This is a genomic window from Photorhabdus sp. RM322S, from assembly GCF_042879395.1.
GTDB classification, from domain to species: Bacteria; Pseudomonadota; Gammaproteobacteria; order Enterobacterales; family Enterobacteriaceae; genus Photorhabdus; species Photorhabdus khanii.
The window spans coordinates 101,286-124,288 of sequence record NZ_JBHFKW010000010.1 but is presented as its reverse complement, the minus strand read 5'-3'; the positions used below and the strand labels follow the sequence as shown (position 1 = coordinate 124,288).

4 protein-coding genes and 1 pseudogene are annotated in these 23,003 nt (G+C 43.9%); all 5 read right to left on the bottom strand.

Annotated elements, in window-relative coordinates:
• Positions 1–1,295 precede the first annotated feature (1,295 nt).
• Positions 1,296–3,500 (bottom strand): annotated as a pseudogene (locus ACGF63_RS08500) (RHS repeat-associated core domain-containing protein); the annotation flags it as partial.
• Between the two features lie 162 nt (positions 3,501–3,662).
• The gene (locus ACGF63_RS08495) at positions 3,663–3,959 is read right to left on the bottom strand and encodes a phage holin family protein (protein ID WP_023043406.1); all 297 of its coding nucleotides are present in this window, start codon (positions 3,957–3,959) and stop codon (positions 3,663–3,665) included.
• A gap of 64 nt (positions 3,960–4,023) precedes the next feature.
• Complete coding sequence (locus ACGF63_RS08490) at positions 4,024–8,427, bottom strand: SpvB/TcaC N-terminal domain-containing protein (RefSeq protein WP_387630088.1); 4,404 nt, start codon at positions 8,425–8,427, stop codon at positions 4,024–4,026.
• 57 nt (positions 8,428–8,484) lie between these two features.
• The gene (locus ACGF63_RS08485) at positions 8,485–15,789 is read right to left on the bottom strand and encodes a neuraminidase-like domain-containing protein (RefSeq protein WP_387630085.1); all 7,305 of its coding nucleotides are present in this window, start codon (positions 15,787–15,789) and stop codon (positions 8,485–8,487) included.
• 486 nt (positions 15,790–16,275) lie between these two features.
• On the bottom strand, positions 16,276–22,962 hold the full coding sequence (locus ACGF63_RS08480) for a neuraminidase-like domain-containing protein (RefSeq protein ID WP_387630082.1): 6,687 nt from the start codon (positions 22,960–22,962) through the stop codon (positions 16,276–16,278).
• Between the last annotated feature and the right edge of the window lie 41 nt (positions 22,963–23,003).

The following is a 23,003-nucleotide window of genomic DNA, read 5'->3' as shown; positions in this document are numbered from 1 at the left end:
CGCCGTTTACGGCGGGGAGCAGTCACGTTGATGGTTTCCAGTGGATCTTCGTTAGAGGTTGTACAGTTTGAACTTGGCCGGGCCGCCTTTGGGCGGCTCTGTCGCGCCGGAACTCGTGAAGTTTTTCCCCATGAAAACGGTCACTACCGTGTGAAAAGTTAAATTTATTATACCCTATAGCTTTCAAGATGCATCGCGACGGCGAGGGAGCGAATCCTCGGGAGCATAGCAAACTATGTGACTGGGGTGAGCGAGCGCAGCCAACAAAGAGGCAACTTGAAATATAACGGGTATATTAGTGATAAAGTTAAAATATTTTACTATTCTTGAATGTAATAGTGAAAATAAGAAAGCCATGAGATAAATATTTTCTCATGGCTTGTCCTTAAAGACGGTTGGTGATTAAAAATCCTGAATGTAAAATCAGCGAATTTTTAGAAATAGATTAAGTTTTAGTTCCTTTTATAAGGTCTTACATTTTTAAGTGGAATTGTTGTCAGGAATGAAATTTCTGCGTCATTTACAGGCCCATGATTAAGTGCAATTATCGATGCTGTATCTATTGTTGGTGTGTCAAGTAAGAGTGAAGGAACCATGTTTTTAGTCCTTCCTTCCGGCAGTGAAACTAATGTTTTTTTATTAATAGCAAACTCATAAAGATCCATCGTAATTTCATAGAGTGGAGCCCCTGAACTTTGTCCGCCTGCTTCAGTATTAACCGCAGTAGAAACCCATACTGTAGATTTGTCCTTGGTATATTTTATATAAGTTGAGAGGTCTTTTAATTGCGGATTTTGTCCCCATTTGTTTATATTTTCTGCTGTTTCTTTAGGTAAACCAGAAGTGTCTTTCAGGCCAGTAAAAATGTTAGTAAATTTTCGTGCCATCTCTGTATTTAAATGAGTCCAGGCTTTGAATCCCTCAGGAAATTTACTCTGCATTTCTTCAAAGGATCTGTTATCTGCTCTATATAAAGTAAATTTTTTTTTCTGTATATCCATTGAAGTAGTACCTAAGGCACTGGATTGGGAACTTTCTGGCGGAGAGGTTTCAGCAGCAGATTCATGTTCTACAGGGTTCAATGAAGTAGCAACAGATAATGTCGATGTTATTGATTTTATGCTTGTAGAGCTTATTGGTGGTGTAGCTGATTGGTTACTCGTTTGTGCTTTAGTTGAAATAGGTTTTGGTGCTACTGAAGGACGAGGATTTGTTGTTACATTTGTGGCATTCGCTAGAGAAGATGCTGAATCTGTTACTCTATTTTTTTGCAGTGCCGCTATGCGTTCTGCAATTGTTGGCATTAATCCATCGGGATCAAGCAAAGTTACTGGATTATTCCTCACCATCCGGTACACATTCAGCCCATCTACTGTCCCGGCTGGGTCGGCACTTAACCACCGTCCTACCCACGGCTGATAATACCGATACCCGTAATAATACAGCCCGGTAGCATCCCGCTCTTTGCCTGAATAACGAATAAATTTGTAACTGGCCTCTGTTTGGCTATTTGCTGCCCACATGGCTGTACCGCCAAATGGATAGTATTCTTCTTGGCTGATAATTTGTCCCTCGTTATCCAGTTCGAGTTGGCTGGAACCGATAAGATTATCGTAGCTGTAACGTAGCTGATTGTTGCTGATATCTTTTGGTGTATCGCTCTCCCAATGTAACACCCGTACCTGTGCGCGGCCCGCTTCACCCACTATGATGACCTGTAGATCCTCTGTTGTTTTACTGGTTGAGCCAGTAGTACGTAGCTCCAGGCCCGGCAGATAAGTTACTCGTTGCTGCTGGGTGTTGTTTCCGGTCTTCTGTTCACTGATTTTTAGACGCCTCATGCCATCGCTGTCATAGCGATACCATTCTTGGTCATTATTGGTGCTATTGTCCCATGTTTCCTGTTGCGGTTTTTCTTGTGGTTCTTTTGGTGGTTTTTTGCTTCGTGTTACCAGTGTCACTTGTTGTAACTCGCCCCGTGTATTCCAATTCAGGTTTTGCTCCCGTCTCCATATTAATGGATCCACTTGTGCAGGGTCATCAAACCATGAATCCATTTCTGCCGGCTTATCAGTCAGTTTATTCCTTATCGCTTGGTTCAACGTCTTCTGGTGGCCGCCCGCATCGAACCATGAATCCACTTCTTCCGGCTTATTCGTCAGTGTACTCAGCACCGCCCGGTTGCTGCGGTTCGAGACGGTGATACCTCTGGTGTGGTTGTTTTGGGGGGCAGATGTACGATGCTGGATTTTGGTCAGATTACCGCCATCGTCGTAAGTGTAATTGCGAGTATATTTGGTATAGGTGTTGTTATCAGAAGTCAGGGGGGTTACCGGAGAGGAGATACTTTGCTGACGGATATTAGCCATTTCACGCCCTGTCGCGCTGATAAGCTGATACAGGGAATCGTAGGTATAGGTATTCTCTGGCTTTATTTCCTCATTCTTCCAGAAGCGGGTGGCTTCTGCATCATTACGAATGCTGATAATATTCCCCACAGGATCATATTTATAGCGTAAATCCTGCAACTTTTTGGCTCCTGGTTTACTGTTGTTTGTACGTTGGGTGGTAATACCTATCAGACGCTGAGTTTGCGGTTCATAAGTGTATTCGGTGATAACGTTGTTACCGTGTTCTTCGCGTAATTTCTGTCCGGCGGCGGAATAGGTCAAAGATTTAACAATAATCTGCTCATTCTGGCCTTTTACGGTCAGCCAGCTTGCTTTTAATTGCCCGGCCACATCATAGACCAGACGTTGCATGTTGCCTTTCGGATCGGTCTGAGTCAGTAAAGTGCCGGTGGAGTCACAGGTGCTCCGGGTAGTATAGATTTCATTGGTCAGTACATTTTGCCAAGTAGTTTCGTTATTACCTGCCCAGTTAGCTTCTCCCCGGCCATTCTTATCATCCAGTAATTGTTGGGACTGTGATAAAACGGTACCGGTCAGCGACAGGCTTTCTGGTCGGGTGACTCCTGCCGTATCGTAGTGGCGTACACACTGCCCGGCAAGGTTATGAGCTTTCACCGTTGGCGTATTCTCGGCCCAGATAAGGTATTCGGTGATGCGGGGTGTTTTTTCCTCCGGTGCTTGTTCGGTCACGGATAGCAGACGACCAGGCAGAGGAGAGGTTTCATATTGCCGGGTTTGTCTGGCACCTGTTGCGGTTACGGTCAGTATTGGACGGCTTTCAATATCATTTAGTGTGACAGTGCGACCGGCATCGACGCTTTCTGTACACAAAATATTACCGGTCAAATCATACTGCCAGAGAAAGTTAGGTTTTATCGTGTCGTCTTTCTGTTTGGCTTCATACAGGCGCGGGTCAATGCTCTGGATCAGGTGCCCGCGGGTATCATGCAGATGGCGGGTGATGAGGGTATCGGTAGTACTGTTTGCGGTGGAACGACGAAAACCGATGTCACGAATAGTCAGGCCACGGTTATCCAAGACGTTGACTGTAGGGGTATGTTGATAAAATTTTGGGTCAAAGTTTTCCATGATTTACCTCTTTTGCTGTGTTTAATAATTTCTGCAATCGCAGTTTTATCTGCATGACAATGTATTAATGCTGAATTCTGTTCCCTGGATATAATTTCCCTGTTGTGATATTCCCGTTATAGCGGGAGACAGACGGCTTCTTGTTGCAACGAAAATCCTCCATTACTTTCCTCCCTGATGCATAAGAAGGCGACGCCAGAGCCAGTTCAGCCCGGTACTTCCCGTTGTGCCGAATAGCCCGGCAATTGCAAAAGTCATATAGATGCTGCCGCCACTTTCAAAACTCAGTAATCCTCCCAAGATACCGGTAAAACAGGAGATGATGAGTTGGCAGAGGACGTTAATCCAACTCCATTTGTATTGTTTGTTCTGTATATCAATGAGGTATCTTACTAATCCGCCCCAGGCCGCAATAAAACCAATGATCAACCAGATAACAAGTTGAGTATCTGACGGCATTTTTAACGACACTTTTCACCTCTATCTATGCTTCCCGCCCGTCAGCCGGGCGGGGTTTATCAAGTTATATTTTCACCTCAGCTGCTGTATCATTTTCATCCTCACTGACAGTAAACCAGGGAGTAAACAAGGTTCGACGAAACCAACCTTTCGCGGTAATAACCTTGATTTCCCGACCAACGGGATCATAAACGTGGGTATCTGCATAAGCTTCTTTTGCCTGCCGCGCGCTGTCATCACTGACATAACGCCAATCGTTGAGGAAATAGGGCTGATAGGTTCGTATCGGTTGTCCTTTATTGTCATATTCTGTCCGTCCAGTCACTGCCCAGCGGGTCTCCGTATGTTTGACATTTATGTTCAGAGAGCCGTCTTCGTTACGTTTCCAGGCCATACCGGCCTCATGTCGGGTGGCTGCTTGCAGCAAGCGGCCAAAGCCATCACTGAATACCACTTGTTGACGGATTTGTTGCTTGGAATCGCTGTTATAACGATCTGTGGTCAGAGTAAGGTTATGAGGGGGTAAACTGATGCTGTGGGTTAACAGATTGACCAATGGCGTGTCTTTTGTTTGACCTTTTACCCAACGGTGGCGGGCCAGTGCGCAGATACGCCAGTCTTCCGTGATAATCCGTGAATTGCGCAGTGTTTTCTGCTCTTCCTGCGTTAGCGTATTAAAGGTGTCTTCACTTAATACCGGCATCCAGCTTTCTGGTGCATAGACTTGACATTGTGCGACAGGGAGAGATCCTTGCAGAGCAATAGCTGCATCCATACTGGTGGGTGGGAAGAATTGTTTTTGTTTGGGTGAGGAGTAACCTGTCATTACGCCATTTTCAGTTCCCCAAAAGCGCTGTGTTACTGGACGGCCCAGTGCATCCAGTGTGATAAGGTGCTGATTGTCATTGATGTCAGTGAGTTGCACAGGGGTCAGAAAGCGCCAGTCATATTCGGCTGAGGTTGTCAGGCCAGTAGCGTCTTGTGTTTTTATCACGACACAATAGTTTGCATCCCAGGTTAGTGAGATTTTTCCTGTGAGCTGTGTGTTGCTCTGCGTTTGCGGGCGCCAGAACTGTGTTGATGTACCATAATCGGTGTAGCCGTGACGGGCTATCCAGATTTTACCTTCCCCGGTACGAGGGAATAGATAATCTGATTGTTGATATCCGGCTTTCTTCAGAGTTTCGGGCAAATCCTGAGGTTTAATACTTTCATTAAACGCTGACAATGTGGATTCATCGAATACCGTCGTTTCTGTAAAGGCGATTAACGCTTGTCGTGTCGGTGTATTACTTTGCCCGCCAGTATAAAACGTTCGCTGCTGGCCGAAGTATTTGCGCAGTTTATCATACGTAGTCAGGATATCTTTATCACGCAGGGTTTCCAGGTTTAAACTACAGTTAACTTCATTGTGGTTTATCTCATAAGTATCAGTGCGGGTGCTATCCGGTAGTCCCAACACCCGAACGGTATTGCTGGTCAGATGGTGCCAACTGAACTGTTGATAGGTCAGTCGTAATTTGTGTTGCTGGTCATCATAGCTGTTGCCAAACAACGTATCAGGCAATATATCCGGATACGGGCTGGTGGCGGGCTTATTGCGGCGTGGGTACTGTACCGAAACCTGTTTTAGTGGCTGGCCGAATAGGTCACTGGACAGCGTGATATTCTGGCTGCACTGTGGATCACTGGCAATACGTTCATAGTGATAGTTACGGCTCTCTGCTACCGATGGCCAAAGTACAGGATATTGGTTCTCTGTATTCTGTAATCGGCGTACCTGTGGACGGAATTCAGTGACAGTATAGGGAACCTCTTTTTGTGCGCTGCTATCCAGTCCGTACAGCTCACTACGCAGTGGCTGACCTTTCAGCGCCCGGTTGAACCAATATCGATCGTTGTCATCTTCCGGCGTCAGTGGAACATCCTCGTTATTTGTCCAGGCGGTAAAGCGTGGTGTAAAACCGGCAAAAGCCTGATTATCGCCACGCCAATACTCTGACGATAATGCATCATCTACTACGGGCAATCCGGTGGCATACCAGTTTTTGGTCAAAGCGGGTGGTGTGCGTTCTGGTGCGCTGCCCTCAGCCAATTGATGGCTGTCTGTTTGTTCTACATAACCAAATCCTCGAAATTCGCGTTCGCGTCCGTCCCAAGCACCGCGGGCATAACGTAGGGTTGTCACTAATTTGTTACCGCTGATTTCATCCGTTGTTTGCGTTTGCCACAGGGTGTGTACTGGGAAGGGCAGATAACAAACTGGTGTTTGTCTGGCATCCTGTGCCTTGGCTTTTTCATCCAGCCAGAATTGGGCAGAGCTGCGGTAACGCAGGGTGTGATGGGTGCCCATATTGTTATTCATTTCACTGAGCAGCCACGGTTTCTCGTTCGTCAGGTCGCAGCGCCAGTGATGGGGGGACATATGCGGGACGCTCAGTATCAAACTGGCTACCCCGGCCCCCTGCACATCGGCTACTTGCAACTGACAGGTGCTATCAAAACGCAGACCGTCTGGGAAGGGCAATGTCACCGGTTCAGCAAAACCGTTACCACTGTTATTCAGGAAGATATCCAGGCGGTTTTTGTGAACATAAATCAGGTCAGTTGGACCGCTGCCATCCAGGTCAGCCAGATAAACCTGCGCTGGATTAAACTCAGTCGTTGGCTGGCTGAATCCCGGCAGGGTGATTGGCTGACCAAAACGACCGTGTCCCAGATTCGGCCAGCAGGTGACTTTAGTCGCACTGATTTCAACCAGATGCGCTTGACCGGAACCCAGTACATCACTAAAAGCGACCAACTTACGGGCATCGGCGCCCGGTACTGGCAGTGTTACATCACCGGATTGCACCACATCCTGCCCTTTGGTGAAGCCGTCGCGGGTATTGGCATACAAACGAACACTTTTAGGGCCGATCAGTACCAAATCAGATAGTCCAGCGCCCATTAAATCTGCCAATTGCGCACGGGGATGGGTATATTCCACCGGCAAGGCGTTGAGCGGAGTAAAACGTGTCCAACTACCATCCGGACGTTGGCTGTGGTATCCCCGCAACCCCGGTCCGGTGATAACCCAGTCAAGTTGTCCATCGCCGTTGATGTCTACCAGTGATGCGTTGTTTTGTAAGGAGGGGATAATAGATAAAGGTTCTATTTTCTCCCAAGTGACAGCGTTTGGGGTACTTCTTGTCTGACGCTGCGGGGAGCGATACCACCAGGCTCTTTTATCTTGATATAGCAGACCGGGTAACCCTTCGCCTTTCAGGTCAACCAGTTGCCAGCGTTGAACGGCATTGAAGTTTGCCAGTACATCCATCGGTTCCCAGCTAGTGTTCTGCTTCGGTGAAAAATCCTGATATGCCAGCTCCAGTGGTGGTAAGGTGATGGCAATACCGTCTTGTTCGTGTCCCACTCGACGAACGAATACCAGCGTGCTGGCGATTGCGCTTTCGTCATAGTTTAGCACCAAGCGTGAAACCAGCGCTGGTTCATCATGTCCTTTTATTTGACTGTCCAATGCTTGTAGGTGGTGATACATCAGTACCTGACGGCATAAACGGCGGGTACGGATCTCAAAACCATATTCATAACGGGAAAAACGGTCCTGACGACAAAGCCAGTTACCCGTTGTTGTAAATGCTGGTGGCGTTTTCAAATCGTTACGGCGTTCGCCATAATCAAATACCAGATAGAACAACCAGTTTTTTTGTGAGGGAACGCTGCTATCCAGACAGGGTAACGTTTCGCTGGCTGTCTGGTTGCCGTAATACACTATGTGTAGATAACGTTGCGCTGTGGCTTGTGGATGGGCGGTTATTTCATCTGCTTCGCAACTTGTGTCATCTTCGGCGCGATATTGATAATAAATTTGTTCACCATGCGGTGACACGGAAGCTTCCAATAACCATTGTGCTGTTTGTGAAGTTTTTGATGGATTGCTGATCCGCGCCTGAGGCGATTTACCCAGTAGATGTACTTGTCCATCTGGGCTATATATTAACCAAAAATCTGTTTCGTTTTTTGTCTTAGGTTGCCAATACTCCAATCGGCTGAAATGGCTTTCCAGACGGGAACGATATCCGGTAACGGTAAAGGTAGTACCTAAGTTGATGCCCTGTAATGTGGACTCATTGCGGGGTTGATCCGCGATGACCAGTACTTCACCTTCTGGTCCCAGAAAGGCATCAGTTTCGTCATAGTGGGGAACACCAAAATGTGTGCGGCGGCGGATAGTCATAACGTTGCAATCCCAGCCCAGACCAAATGGGCTGTTACCAGCGCCGCTGTTGTAATTCAGCGTGAGTGTGGGGGCATAGCCGCGCCCGGCAGAGACAGGCAATGGCAGAGACAATGCAGTCATACCATCAGGTCCGGTGGGTGTTAACGCTTCACCCATACCCGTGATAGCGCCTCCCCCTTTGGGTAATGATAGTTCCGTAATACTGAATTCTTGTGAATTTTGCATGAAAGACTCCTTGCAGGCCCCATTTAGGGGCCTGTTTTAGCACTTAAATTAAAATAGTTATTGGCGAATGGTGTAGCGAATATGCAGAATTATGTCGCTTAGACTCTCCAGCATGGCTTGTTGTTTGCCAGGTTTCTCGGATTCATCGGGTTTGTGAGTCGCATTCGGGAAGCTCAGCGTTAATGTGCCTTGATCAACGTCAATCCCTTCAAACGGCAGGAATTTGCCATCGTTGAAATCAAGCTGGAACTGACCGCTGTCATTCATGCCGTGGGAAACAGCCAATGCTTCACAGCCTTTGGCTAATCCTGTTTTATCGCCGTAGGACAATATCGCCTGCACATCTTGATATGGCCCTAACAGAGCCGGCAGGGTGACGCTGATCTGTTTAATACGTCGAACGTTGCCTACACCACTGTCCTCCGGGTAGTCTTTACGGATTTGCAAATCAGCCAACGAAATGGACGCTTGTAGTGAGGTTTGGGCATTTCCTGTACCAAACTTCAAGCTATTATTCCCGCTACTGGCACTGCCTGATCCATCCTTCACCAGTTTTGCAATTTTCTCAGTCAGGGAAAATTGACCTTTATCATCTTTATAGATTTCGGCCAGCGAAACGGTGCGTTCTACCTCCAATACGCGTTGATCCTGTCTCAAATGGGCATCTTCCATCTGTGCCAGATTTAGCATCAAGGCTTCACCCGCGAGCAGACCGGCATGGGTTCCCTGCCAGGCACCAGGCTTAATGAAGTTTGTAGTAGTTTCATTAGTCTCCCAGCGATAGGCCATTTCAGCCATCAGACAACGCGATACCGCCAAATCGTAGAACTGGAAGTAAATGGAGGCTAGTCGGCCACGTAACCAGTTGAACAAAGCCTGATTACTGAACTTACGTTGCAGGAAGGTCAGTTGTGCATGAGTCTGCTCTTGTTGGGTTTTCAGGCTGGTTTTCTGCAATACCGCGGCTTCTCGGCGTATTGTCAGTGAACTGAGTTGAGCATCAATTTGTTTCAGCTCGGCTTCGGCATTATTACGCTGGATTTCCCATTCCTGACGGCGGCGTCGCCATATTTCAGATTGCGAGACTTTATCGGCTTCAATCAATAAACCGTCTGCGGCAATGCCACCACCAATAGCAATCGCATTGGCGATAGCACCATAGTGTGATCCCCCGACAGCCAGGCCGTAGATATTCGGTACCATATCCAGCGCAGCGGCAGCCATGTGTAGGCCTTTCAATCCAGTTGTAATACTTTGGGAAGCCACTCTCATATCCAGCGCTTGATGTTCACCAGCGTTGATATTTTCATCATATAATTTGCTGTAGATGTTAAAGCGTGATTGTGCTCCCAGGCGTGTTTTTTCCAGCACAGTTTTTTCAGCATCCAACTCTTCAATGGTTTTGTCTTGTACGCTGAGATTGGTCAATATCAGTTCTGCCGCCTGATTCTGTAACAGCGTATTTAATGCCTCAGCATCCTGACGTTCGATAATATTTTGTAACGTGGAGCCGAATTGAATGAGCTGGTTTACCATGCCGCGTGCGTTTTCCAGCATGTGTGGGAAACGCCACAGTGACATAAATGATGTCGGTAGACTGCTTCCGCCCTGTGAGCTGGCAACCGCAGCGCTGAGTAACGCTTTTGGGTCTGCCGGTGTGGCGTAAATAGGCAGATGCAAGGGCTGACCGTCGATAGAGAGATTATGACGCAGGTTGTATAGCCGTTGTTCCAGTGTCTGCCAATAGCTCAACATGTCTTCGTTGATTTGTGGCAGGAAAAGATCTGTCTTGCTGCTGTCTGTAGACTTACCTTGTCGCAGGTCGGCTATTGCACAGGAATGTCCCTTTTGTCTATCAGTACTGGCGGCATTATCTAAGCGTGGTTCACTCCATGTTGTACTGAGTGATAAATGAGGTTTATCACCTAATAGATGCAGTGCTTGCATATACCACATTTTTGCTTCGTTGAGGGTGTCCCGTTCTAGCTGACGATAGGCATAGTCTCCATGTGCTATAAGTAGATCAAGGGTGCGCATAAATGTGGCGACTTTATAGTGCATTGGGTCATGTTGCGCTACAGCGTCAGGATCGACCGAATCCAGAGGGTCATCGTTCCAGCTGGTATCTTCCTGCAATGGGCGAACATTCCAGTGGTAATCTTGAATCTGAGCATGCTTAATATAACCAGATGGGTTCCAGACATATTTCAGCCAACGGTTAGCCTCATCGAAGTTTTGCTCGTGCAGCAAACGTTGAGCAATCAACATCGGGGTATAGTAGAACAGCTCCCAGAAATAGAGACTATTGGCACCGCTGAAATCCATGGGTTCGCTGCTAATATCATTCAGAACATTGGCGTTCTCGAAATGAGATGAGGTGCATTTAGGATTTTTTATTACCTGACTTTTAGCATCTTTAATAAAGCAAGAGTCCCAAGAATGGTCTTCTGAATCTGAATCTTTGTTTTTAAAGGTCATATAAACCTTGGCGTGATAATCAGGACCTGGCTGAATCACGGGAATCCCTCTATTATTAGGATTCGGAACCACCGGCTCTATAATAACTTCAGGAAGATTATTGGGGAGTATAATAATAGGGATAAATAATGTAATGCTTATACTTGTATCGCCGAGTTGGCCTGAATAAATAGTATATGAATTACTATCAGCTAGATATTTGACATGAAGCTTAAACCAACGCTCATCACCATGTGTTGTCGGATTGTATTTAGGAAGCGTGAAATTAGCGAAGAATCCTTCCCCTAGTTTGGGCTCCTGGATATTCTGAGTTTCCATACTTAAAATAGTATCGATACCCGCAGTGGCGCGGCTGATCAATTTACGGGCAAACAGGGTATTAAGGCGAGTACGATAAACTCCCCACTGCATATATTGTGCCCCGTTTGCATCATGGTGAAGGGTCAGGACATCATCAGCATTCGCTTTTTTGATAACACGAATGTTGAAATGTTCTTCACCTAGATTACGTTTTTCCTGACCATTTTTAAATGCATCAGCAGATGCTGTAAAGCTGATATCAATACTTGCTTCATTATTTTTAAATACCAGTGTGGAGACATCTATTTCTTCGAGGCCATTAAATTGATAACACATTTCTTCGAAGCTGAGTGGTGGTTTAACTGAAACGTTGTCATGCGCTGTATATGTCTTACTTTCTAACTTATCCTTCTCATTCACTTTTTTCACTGTTATTGTAACGTTTAAAGGCTGAATGTTTGTATTAATAAACATTGGTCCTGAAACATCGGTATCAATACCGCCGTGGTCATCCATATAGAAATATTTTTCGAATGGATTGTTATCACTATGTTTATTCTCAATATAACCATAATTACCACTAATACTACCACCGGTGGATGTGGACATTTCTTGTGAGGCAGAGGGAAGGTTAGGGAACCAAGCTCTTGCAAAGTTAGTCGTACTATCTCGATAAAACAGGAGTCTTCCTTGACTAAGATTGCTGACATTTCCCTTATATTGATAAACAGGATAGATGAATTTTTTATTTGATAAATTATTTGGATTAATACCTAGCGTGGTATAAATAATAAATTCATCACCTGGCTTACCGTATTTCTTCATTAGATTGCATTGATTACGTTGGCGACCCTCATATCCATTGTGAATGATCCTTAACTTTGGGGAGATTTGGATTTTTAAATCACTTTCTTTGGAACGGGTAACTGAAATATTCCCACCATACACCATACTCAAGTAGCCCTCTCCCCAATCATAACCATTATTACTGTTTACTGATGAAGGGATTTCGTAGCTTTCTGCATAGCGGTTATTTACTCTTATAACACTTTTGGTTGCAGTACCGGTATCAAGCTGTTTATAGATATTAGTTTTATAATTATCAGGCTCCATCTTTTCTTGTGACATATTAGAGGAGATATATAACCCTTGCATAGTAGCCCGTGTATAATCTGCCTGTTCGGACTGTTTTTGATAAAACATAACCAGCAATTTATCTTTGCCTTGAAAGCTTGAGCAGTAAAGTCCAGGTGCTTTATTTTGCAATCCTAAAGTAGATATTTTGTCATTCACATCAAAGGTGATTGGCGTGTTCCAGGTGCCGTCATAGCGAATATGCGCCAGTTTCAGTTCATAACGGAAACTCTCGGTCGTTTTACCACTTTCATGTGTAGCAATCCTTTTTTCTTCCAGCCAGATTATATACAAACGGGATTGGTAGATTACCGGGCGGATAGTGTCTTGGTATGGGTTAATCGGGCAGTCAATTTTGTGCCACTCACTCCAGGCATTAGCGGGGAATTTACCGTTGCTGAATTTACTGTGATCCACACTGCGCCAATAATATTGATTAACGTCTGTTTTACTGTGTCCGATAAAATAGGTTAATCCTTGGTCATTATTAATGTTGTCATGATAGGCGCTGATAACTTCCAGATTAGCGACCTGTTCGAATGACGTTAGATAAGATTTAAAGGCGTCTTCTACTGTATCGGTATTCAATTGGCTCTGGCTGATGGATTGCAGCAGTGCATCCATCATTTTTGTCTGTCCGATACGTAGTGTCGGATCGATGTAATTTTCAGGATAGTAATCAAGCTTAGATATTCCAGCCCAGGTGCTGTAGCGTTTGTTGTATTTATCCCAGTTGGTGAAGAATGAGCGGCTAGTGACGCTTGTAACAGTATCTCCCTCCATATTTTTTAATGCTCGGTTCACATACAGTTGAATACTGGCGATGGCTTCGGCAATCTCTGTGGTTTTGATAGCGGCGGAAACTTGGTTATCAATCAATAAGTACTGATATAGATCATCACGGTTTTTAATTACAGCCTCTTTTCTATTTTGTAGATCTTTTTGGTTATGAGCATAAATATAGTATGCACTTAATGCGGTACTACGAGACTCATCCAGAAACGCATGCAGAGTATTGGATTTTTGAGTATCCAATCCGGCGATTAATGCTGCTGCTGTATTTTCCCACTTGCTATAAACGGTAGGAGAGCCTTTAGTGAGTAATTCATTCAGATATAAAGCGTTTTGTAGAGAGATATTCAATTGACGCGCTATGCTAACCCATTGCAGGCGAGTGTCGATAGAGATCCAATCGACGAAGGTATTGTTTATCTTTGCTCCGGTCCCAGCCCCGATATCGTTGCCTTGTTCAGTAGGTTTGTCTTGCGACAGCAGATTTTCATCAAGATTCATGGCGTTAGCCAGTTGTTTCGCCGTTAATGTTCCATTTTTAAATTCAGTCAGTACAGAAGAGGCGTTTTCACCTAGTGAGTTAACCCAGTCAGTAAAACGCGTTAGTGTTGTCAGTGTTAATACATCATGTTTTGGTGTTGCTGGTGTCGCCTCGGTTTTAATAACAAAGTATTGAGGGTTTTCTACAAACAGACTTAAGGTATTTTCGTTAAGGCCGGTGGAACGGTAAATCAACGCTAGTTGTGCCAGACATTGGCAGTACTGGACAGCCTGTTGAATTAGTGTATTTTTTTCAGTTGCTTCAGTTGTTTTCGATTGAGTTTCAATGGGGTTTTTCCGCAACCAGTTCCAGAATGAATCTGCCGTCATCCTGTTTTCTTTGCCAGAGTTTAGTTTATCTGCCCAAGCCAGCACGGAGAGAGCAATATTCTCAGATGGCAATTGCAGAGCGGCGGCTATATAAGGAGATAATGCTTTCTTCAGATTCTCCTCGGCCTCTTTCAGATTCTCTTTGGCTTTCTTTAAATTTTCTTCCGATTTTGGCAGGCTTTCTTCCGCTTTTTTTAGCTCCTCTTTGGCTTTTAGTATTTTCTTGTCAAAATCTTGCAGACCGTTATATACAGTATCCAGTAAGTTCCGGATTTCCGGTGTCAGGGTTTTATCATAGTCAGTGGTGGTCATCACAAATAACTGATAGATACTCCACTTCTGTGTACGTAGCCAGCCAGTGACGGCATAGAGTTTGTCAATTAGAGCAGCTAGATTGTCATGAGTAATCTCAGATAAATTGGTTGTTCCTTCACCTATGGTTTCCAACAGTAAATTCAATTCATCAATGGTTAACTGATGGATGTCTGCCAGTAATTTGGTTAGATTGGGATGAGAAGAGTTTTCTGAAATAGGTGCTTTGCACAGTATTAGTGTAGTTTCAGCATCAATACCGTAACGTTGCATATAGTATTTAACACGAAAGGCTTCTTTTAATACATCTTCATCTATATCTGGTTCGTCACTAAGGTCAAGGTCTTTAAAGCTTTCAAGGTAATCAGGGTCGTCCTTAAAAGGGTTGTCAGAGTCATCTTCTGGAGGTGTTTTTTTAAGGATATCGATGGCAATGTGGTTAAGGATTGTGGGCGATAGTTCGGTTGCTCGAGACAGATTAATAGCTTTATTGAATTTCAACAGATAGTATTGGGTAATCTCGTCTCCCATATTCCACAGGCTATCTATTTGTTTAATCTTTTTACTAAACTGGTTAAGTTCTTTATCTGTCAGATTATAATAACTTTTCAGGTATTCTGCCCTTACCATCCGAAGAGATTTAATTTCACCAAAGTTTTTCTTATAAAGTTCTTTTAGTTTCTCAGTGTTATCAGCATTGGTTGCTGGTTTTATCTTTTCCGTCAGAATAGTAAACAGCTCTGGTGAGACAGAGGCATTAATCCCCAGCAAGGAGGTTTGATTCATCAGTTTGGTGATTGGCGTATCTGTTAATGTACTGGATTGTTCAAACACCGGAGCTTGTAATTGAATAATCTTACGTATGCTTTCATAAGCTTCGTGATACGGCAGAGAGCCAGAAGTGCGGAAAGTAGATAATTTTTCCATCACTTTAGCGTGGTTGTCTAAATCAGACTGAGTCTTAATACCCTTTAGCAACATGTCATTAGACAGAGAAAGTGTGGAAATCTCTGAATCCATATTTTTCTGGCTGAGTACCAATGATTTTAGATCTGGGCGGCGAGTATCCAGATGATAAATAGAATTTTCGGCATGTAAATCCCGTGCCTGACGATAAAGCTCAGTTAGGTAAGCCGCGGGAGAAAACATAGAAGAAATTGCGCCAGGGGCTGCATACTGACTAGCGCGATTGCCAAATTTGCTATTATAACCTTGCTGGTCAGTATGAGGTTTGGTCAGGGCAAGATGTACTGCATTTTGTAACTGAGGATTGGCGCGTTTGAGAATGCGGGCTTCATGTAGGCGATTATCCTTTTGCACCTGTTGTGCTTCAAGATATAAGCTCTGGGTCTGTGACCACGAGAGTTTGTCCTTCACTTTTTTGCGAAGTTCATCAAAAGAGAGGTGGCAAATATCGGTCAGAGAAGTAAAATCCTCTCCTAATGCTTGTTGATATTCTGTCTTGAGTGTGTTCATGCTTATTTCCTTTTAAATGTTGAGTCTACAAAACATTTATGCTGACCTATATATCGTGGATATGAATAAGGTTATTTATATCCATCAAAGTAAAGGCAACACATGTAACGTTTGATAGCGGTCTGAAATTAGGTTGAAAAGAACAGTCAAATAAAAATCACCGTTCAACCATCAACTATTTCATGATGTTATTATTTATTTAAATGGCTATTGAGATGCAATAACAAAATTTATAATCACATGGTAAGCAATATATGTTATTAACAATAACGATAAGAAATAATTACCTTTGTTACATATAGCATACTATGAAAAAGAAGAGGGTTGATATTTTATAGTAGGCAATGGGACTCATTAGAAAAGAAGATATCTCTGTTATAACGAGCACTAGACAGATAAGAAAGTGGACTGTGGGTGTCGTGTCTATTCGTGAAAGATTCAGGCCCCGTTTAGGGGCCTGTCTTTAACATTTGATTGAAATGTTTATTAACGAATGGTATAGCGAATATGCAGAATGATGTCACTTAGGGTTTGTAACATGGTTTTCTGTTTGTCAGCATTTGGGAAACTCAATGTCAATGTACCCGTATCATTAATCGCAATCCCTTCAAACGGCAGGAATTTACCATTGTTGAAATCCAGTTGGAATTGGCCGCTGTCATTCATTCCATGGGAAACTGCCAGTGATTTGCAGCTTTCGGCTAGCCCGGTTTCACTTCCTCCGTAGGACAGAATGGCTTGTACATCCTGGTATGGTCCTAATAGGACTGGCAAGGTGACACTGATCTGCTTGATGCGTCGGGTTTCACCAACAGATGCCGGGTAATCTTCCCGAATGTTCAAACTGGCAAGATTGACTGTGGCTATCAATTTATTGTCATTGAGACGGATGCCATTATTGTCATTTCCCAATTTATCTTTAATTTTTTCGAATAAGTCGGTGATTTTTACTGGAAAATCAATTCTATCTTGATTAGGCTCCGTATAAACGTCCGCTAATGAAACAGTACGTTCCACTTCCAGAGCGCGTTTATCCCACTTCAGATGTGCATCTTCCATCTGTGCCAGATTCAACATTAAGGTTTCACCTGCGAGCAGACCGGCATGGGTTCCTTGCCAGGCACCGGGCTTAATAAAGTGGACAGATTTATCATTAGTTTCCCAACGATAGGCCATTTCGGCCATCAGACAACGCGATATTGCCAAATCGTAGAACTGGAAGTAAATGGCGGCCAGTCGACCACGCAGCCAGTTGTACAGCGCCTGATTGCTGAACTTACGTTGTAGGAAGGTCAATTGTGCGTGGGTTTGTTCCTGCTGGGTTTTCAGGCTGGTTTTCTGCAATACTGCGGCTTCACGGCGCACTGCCAGCGAACCAAGTTGGGCGTCGATTTGTTTCAGCTCGGTTTGTGCATTATTACGCTGAATTTCCCATTCCTGACGGCGGCGGCGCCATATTTCAGATTGCGAGACTTTATCGGCTTCAATCAATAAACCGTCTGCGGCAATGCCACCACCAATAGCAATCGCATTGGCGATAGCACCATAGTGTGATCCCCCGACAGCCAGGCCGTAGATATTCGGTACCATATCCAGTGCCGCTGCCGCCATATGCAGACTTTTCAAGCCGCTTGTCATACTGTGGGAAGCTACTCTCATATCCAGCGCTTGATGTTCACCCGCATTGATATTTTCATCATAGAGCTTGCTGTAGCTGTCAAAGCGTGATTGCGCCCCGGTTTTGGATTTCTCCAGTACGGTTTTTTCAGCATCCAGCTCTTCAATGGTTTTGTTCTGTATGCTCATATTGGTCAATATCAGCTCTTTTGCCTGATTTTGTAGCAGGACATTTAAGGCTTCAGCATCTTGACGTTCGATAATATTTTGTAACGTGGAGCCGAATTGAGTGAGCTGATTCACCATACCGCGTGCGTTTTCCAGCATGTGTGGGAAACGCCACAGTGACATAAATGGTTGTGAGAGAGCTGAGCTACCTTGGGAGTTGGCGACAGCGGCGCTAAGTAATGCTTTTGGATCTGCCGGTGTAGCGTAAATAGGCAGATGTAGCGGTTGACCGTCAATGGAGAGGTTATGGCGCAGGTTGTACAGCCGTTGTTCCAGTTTCTGCCAGTAGTTTTGCATCACTTCATTGATCTGTGGCAAGAAAAGATCTGTCGGGTTGTTGTGCCGACTAACATCACCTTGTCGTAGGGAGGTTATTGCTTGGGCGTGTTGCTCTTGTTTTTCCGTTCTGGCAGCGTCACCTAAACTTGGTTTGCTCCACTCTGAACTGAACGATAGATGAGGTTTATCACCTAACAGATGCAGTGCTTGCATATACCACATCTTAGCTTCGTTAAGCGTGTCTCGTTCTAACTGACGATAGGCATAATCTCCACGGTCCAGCAACAGATCAAGGGTGCGCATAAAAGTAGCGACTTTGTAATGCATTGGATCATATTGTGCTACAGCATCAGGATCGACTGAATTTAATGGATCATCGTTCCAACTGGTATCTTCCAGCAACGGGCGAACGTTCCAGTTGTCATGCTGAATCTGACCGTGCTTAATATAACCAGACGGATTCCAGATATATTTCAGCCAGCGATTAGCTTCATCGAAGTTTTGTTCGTGCAGCAAACGTTGAGCAATCAACATCGGGGTATAGTAGAACAGTTCCCAGAAATAGAGACTATTGGCACCGCTGAAATCCATGGGTTCGGTTCCCAATTTATTTTCTGTAAAAATAGGAAAAATATTTTCCATATAACCTTTTAGATAATCAATAAGATCAATACGTTCCATATAAACTTTTGGATAATAACCTTGAAAATTAGTTTTATTAATAAACCAAAACTCTCCAATGTATATTGGCTTTTCAGAATATTTTACAAATAAATAAATCCAACAGTCGCCACTCTTCTGCTCATTTCCTGGCTTAGTACTATTACTACCATTTATTACGGATATATAAGTTTTAGAAAGATCAATTAATTGAATTTCATCCTTTAATTCCCCTTGATAAATGATATTTTTTTCGTCAGGTTTTTCGATATCATTGCCTAACATTATTGTGATATTTTTGCTGTTACCGTGAAGAAGTGGGCTATATATTGGTAATGTTGCAGTAAAATTATCATTCCATAAAGTAGGCTCCTGAATATTCTGGGTCTCTATATTCAGAATAGTATCGATTCCAACAGTGGCGCGGCTAATTAATTTACGGGCAAACAGAGTATTAAGACGAGTACGATGGGCTTCCCATTGCATATATTGCGCCCCGTTTGCATCATGATGAAAAGTCAGGATATTATTGTTATCCATTTCTGCTGATGAAGAGATTTCATACTGATTAGTAACCTTTATGATGCAATTGGCTTCAGTATTGGTATCAAACTGTTTACGAATGTGAGTTATATAATCTCCAGGATTGGTATCTTCAAATAACATATTTGAGGAGATATGTAGCCCTTTTATTGGTTCTTCTGTTGTGTATTTATTCTGAGCATCCTGCTTTTGATAAAATATCACCAGTAACTTAGTATCTTGATGATTTGTACAATAGAATCCTAGTGACGGATCTAGTTGTTGTATCTCTTGTTGATTCAGTTTTTTCAATTCTTTCCATACTTCTACCTGTGTTAACGATTGTTTCTGATTACCCCAATCCTCTAGGTGATCTTTCCATTCTTTCAATAGTTTTTCTAATAGATTCAATGGTTCTTGTGGCTCTGGTGGATTCAGGAGTGGCCTTAGTGGCGGCATTGGCTTTCGTCCCTCCATCCAATCTTTTTCCATTCGCTTTAGATCATTTTGTTTTTGCTCGATTGCCTTTTTGAGTTCCTCTTCTAATTGTTTTTGGTATTTTTTCAATTGTTCCAACAACGCCAATGCGTTCGATTGTTCTAATGGCGTCAATATTTTAAAAACAGTCAATATCTTGTCACTTACATCAAAGGTTACTGGTGTATTCCAAGTACCGTCATAACGGATATGCGCCAATTTTAGTTCATAATGATAATCTTCTTCGACGGTTTGATTATTATTTTCTGTCTGCTTCACAGCCTTTTTCTGCTCCAGCCAGATTAAATACAGGCGGGATTGGAAGATTACCGGGCGAATAGTACCTTTATAGGGATTTATCGGGCAGTCAATTTTGTACCACTCACTCCAGGCGTTGGCAGGGAATTTACCGTCGCTGAATTTATTGTGATCCACTTTACGCCAGTAATATTGATTAACTTCGGTTTTACTGTGTCCGATGAAGTAGGTTAGTCCTTGAGTATTATTGGTATTGTCATGATAGGAGCTGACGACTTCCAGATTAGCTACCTGTTCGAACGATGTCAGATAAGACATAAAGGCGTTTTCTACCGTGTCGGTATTCAATTGACTCTGGCTGATGGATTGCAGCAACGTATCCATCATTTTTGTCTGCCCGATGCGCATGGTCGGATCGATGTAATTTTCGGGGTAGTAAACGAGCTTAGAAACGCCAGCCCAGGTGTTGTAGCGTTTGTTGTATTTATCCCAGTTGGTGAAGAACGGGTGGCAGATGACACTTGTGACTGTACCATCCTCCATCTTTTTCAATGCCCGGTTGACATATAGCTGGATGCTGGCGATAGCTTCAGCTATCGGCGTGGTTTTGATGGCAGCAGAAACTTGGTTATCGATCAATAAGTACTGGTACAGGTCATCACGGTTTTTAATCGCTGGGTTTTGATTAGCAACTTTACCGATATAGTACTTACTCAATGCGGCACTGCGAGACTCATCCAGAAAAGCGTGCAGGGTGTTGGTCTGCTGGGTGTCCAGTCCGGCGGTTAATATTGCAGCGACGTTTTCCCATTGGGTATAGTCAGGGGGAGATTCTGCGGTCATTACTTGCGCCAGTGTGGAAACGCCTTGTGGAGAAATGTTCAATTGATGCGCGGTATGCACCCATTGCAGGATGGTGTCGAGAGATATCCAGTTGGAGAAATTCACTTGTGCTTGAGCACTGGCTTGCCCCAGTAGATTTTTATCAAGATTCATGGCATCAGCCAACTGTTTTGCCTCTAATGTTTCCTTTTCAAATTCGGTCAGTACAGAAGAGGCTCTTTCACCCAGAGAGTTAACCCAGTCAGTAAAACGTGTCAGCCTTATCAGTGATAATGCATTGTGTGTTGATGCTGTTATTTCAGTAAAGCCAAAGCGTTGTGGTTTTGTGACAAACAGACGTAAAGTGTTTTCGCTAAGGCCGGTGGAACGATAAATCAGCGCTAGTTGTGCCAGGCATTGGCAGTATTGAACAGCCTGCTCTTGTGTTACAGTGGATTTTGGTTGTTTTGGATCGCGTAGAGCCTGCAACCATCCCAAGAATTTTCCTGCTGTTACTTTTCCTGCGCTAGGTTTTAGCTGATCTGCCCAGGTGAGCACATAGTGAGCAACATTTTCCGACGGCAATTGCAGAGCGGCGGCGATATAAGGAGACATTTTCAACAGCAGATTCGCCTCATTTTCACTGTTAAAGCCCTGTAAGCCATTGTAGACAGTATCTAGCAGGTTCTGGATTTCTGGAGTCAGGGTTTTGTTATAGTCAGTGGTGGTCATCACAAGCAACTGGTACATACCCCACTTCCGTGCGCGTAGCCAGCGGGTAACGGCATAAAGTTTGTCAATCAGAGCAGCCAGATTTTCATCATTGATCCCAGATAAATGGGTTGTTCCTTCGTCTATGGCAACTAGCAGTAAATCCAGTTCATCAATTGTCAATTGATGGATGTCTGCCAACAATTTGGCCAGATAGAGATAAGAAAGATTCTCTACGCTATGGATTATTTTCCCATTAGTGTTGCTACGATTGGTAATCTTGAACAGGCGTTTTAATGAGTCATCATCAACATTAAAAGCACGTTTAAGCACTGCTTTACGCCAATCATTGGTGCTACCCAGATTTAAATCAATCTCTTCCTCATCCGACGTGGAAAAATTCTGACCATCCAATGGTGGGGTATTAAACAAGCGATTAAACAATTGGCTGGGGGAACCACTATAGATGTTTCCTGAAATGGGTACATTGCACAGTATCAGTGCGGTTTCAGCATCAATACCGTAACGCTGCATATAGCATTTAACACGAGAGATTTTCTTTAATATCTCTGCGTCAATATCCGGTCCATCATTAAGTTCATTGTATACGGTGATTACAGCTTCCAGGATTACCTCTGGAGATATAGATACCTCCTGATAGGTGCTACTAGAGATAATACTTTTAAGGATTGTTGGTGTCAGCCCTGTTGCCTGGGACAGACGAATAATCTTATTGAGTATAAGCAGATAGTATTGCGCTGGTTGTGGGCCGCCATATTCGGAATGCATTTCCTCATATATTTGTTTAATCTTTTGCTGATCAATAAACTGGCTAAGTTCTTCATCCGTCAGATTATAATAACTTTTCAGCTTTTCCGGTGTTGCCATCAGAGCAGGTTCAATATCACCAAAATTCTTCCCATAGAGCCTCTTAATTTCCTCTTCGTCATCGGTAATCTTCTCCACCAAAATATTAAACAACTCAGGCGAGATAAAAGCATTAATTCCTAATAGGGAGGTTTGATACATCAGATCAGCGATTTTCGGTGACTCATTGAATTGTTCAAATACTGGAGCTTGCAACTGAATAATTTTACGCACATTTTCATAAGCATCGTGATACGGCATTGAACCAGAAGTGCGGAAGGTTGATAGCGTTTTCATTACATTAGTATGACCTTCCAACCCGGTCAGCGTCTTAATCCCTTCCAGCAACACTTTATTAGATAGAGAAAGTGTAGAAACTTCATCATCCATATTTTGCTGGCTGAGTGTCAGTAATTTTAAATCAGGTCGGCGTTTATCCAGATGATAATCGGAATTATCTGCATGTAAACCGCGAGCCTGACGATAAAGCTCAGTCAGATAAGCGGCGGGAGAGAACATGGAAGAAACTGCACCTGGAGCGACATACTGATTGGCGCGGCCACCAAATTTACTGTTATAACCTTGCTGATCAGCATGAGGCTCTGTAATGGCAAGATGTACCGCATTTTGTAATTGAGGATTGGCACGTTTGAGAATACTCGCTTCATGCAGTCGGTTAGCTTTTTGTTCCTGCTGTGTTATTTCAGGGCGTTCTGGCGTGAGTGTGCTCATGTTTATTCCTTTTAGATGTTAAAAATAAAACATTTATGCTG

Bases quoted from the DNA above. Each gene is read 5' to 3' on its own strand.
- ACGF63_RS08495 (WP_023043406.1), bottom strand. From the start codon at position 3,959: ATGCCGTCAGATACTCAACTTGTTATCTGGTTGATCATTGGTTTTATT.
- ACGF63_RS08490 (WP_387630088.1), bottom strand. From the start codon at position 8,427: ATGCAAAATTCACAAGAATTCAGTATTACGGAACTATCATTACCCAAA.
- ACGF63_RS08485 (WP_387630085.1), bottom strand. From the start codon at position 15,789: ATGAACACACTCAAGACAGAATATCAACAAGCATTAGGAGAGGATTTT.
- ACGF63_RS08480 (WP_387630082.1), bottom strand. From the start codon at position 22,962: ATGAGCACACTCACGCCAGAACGCCCTGAAATAACACAGCAGGAACAA.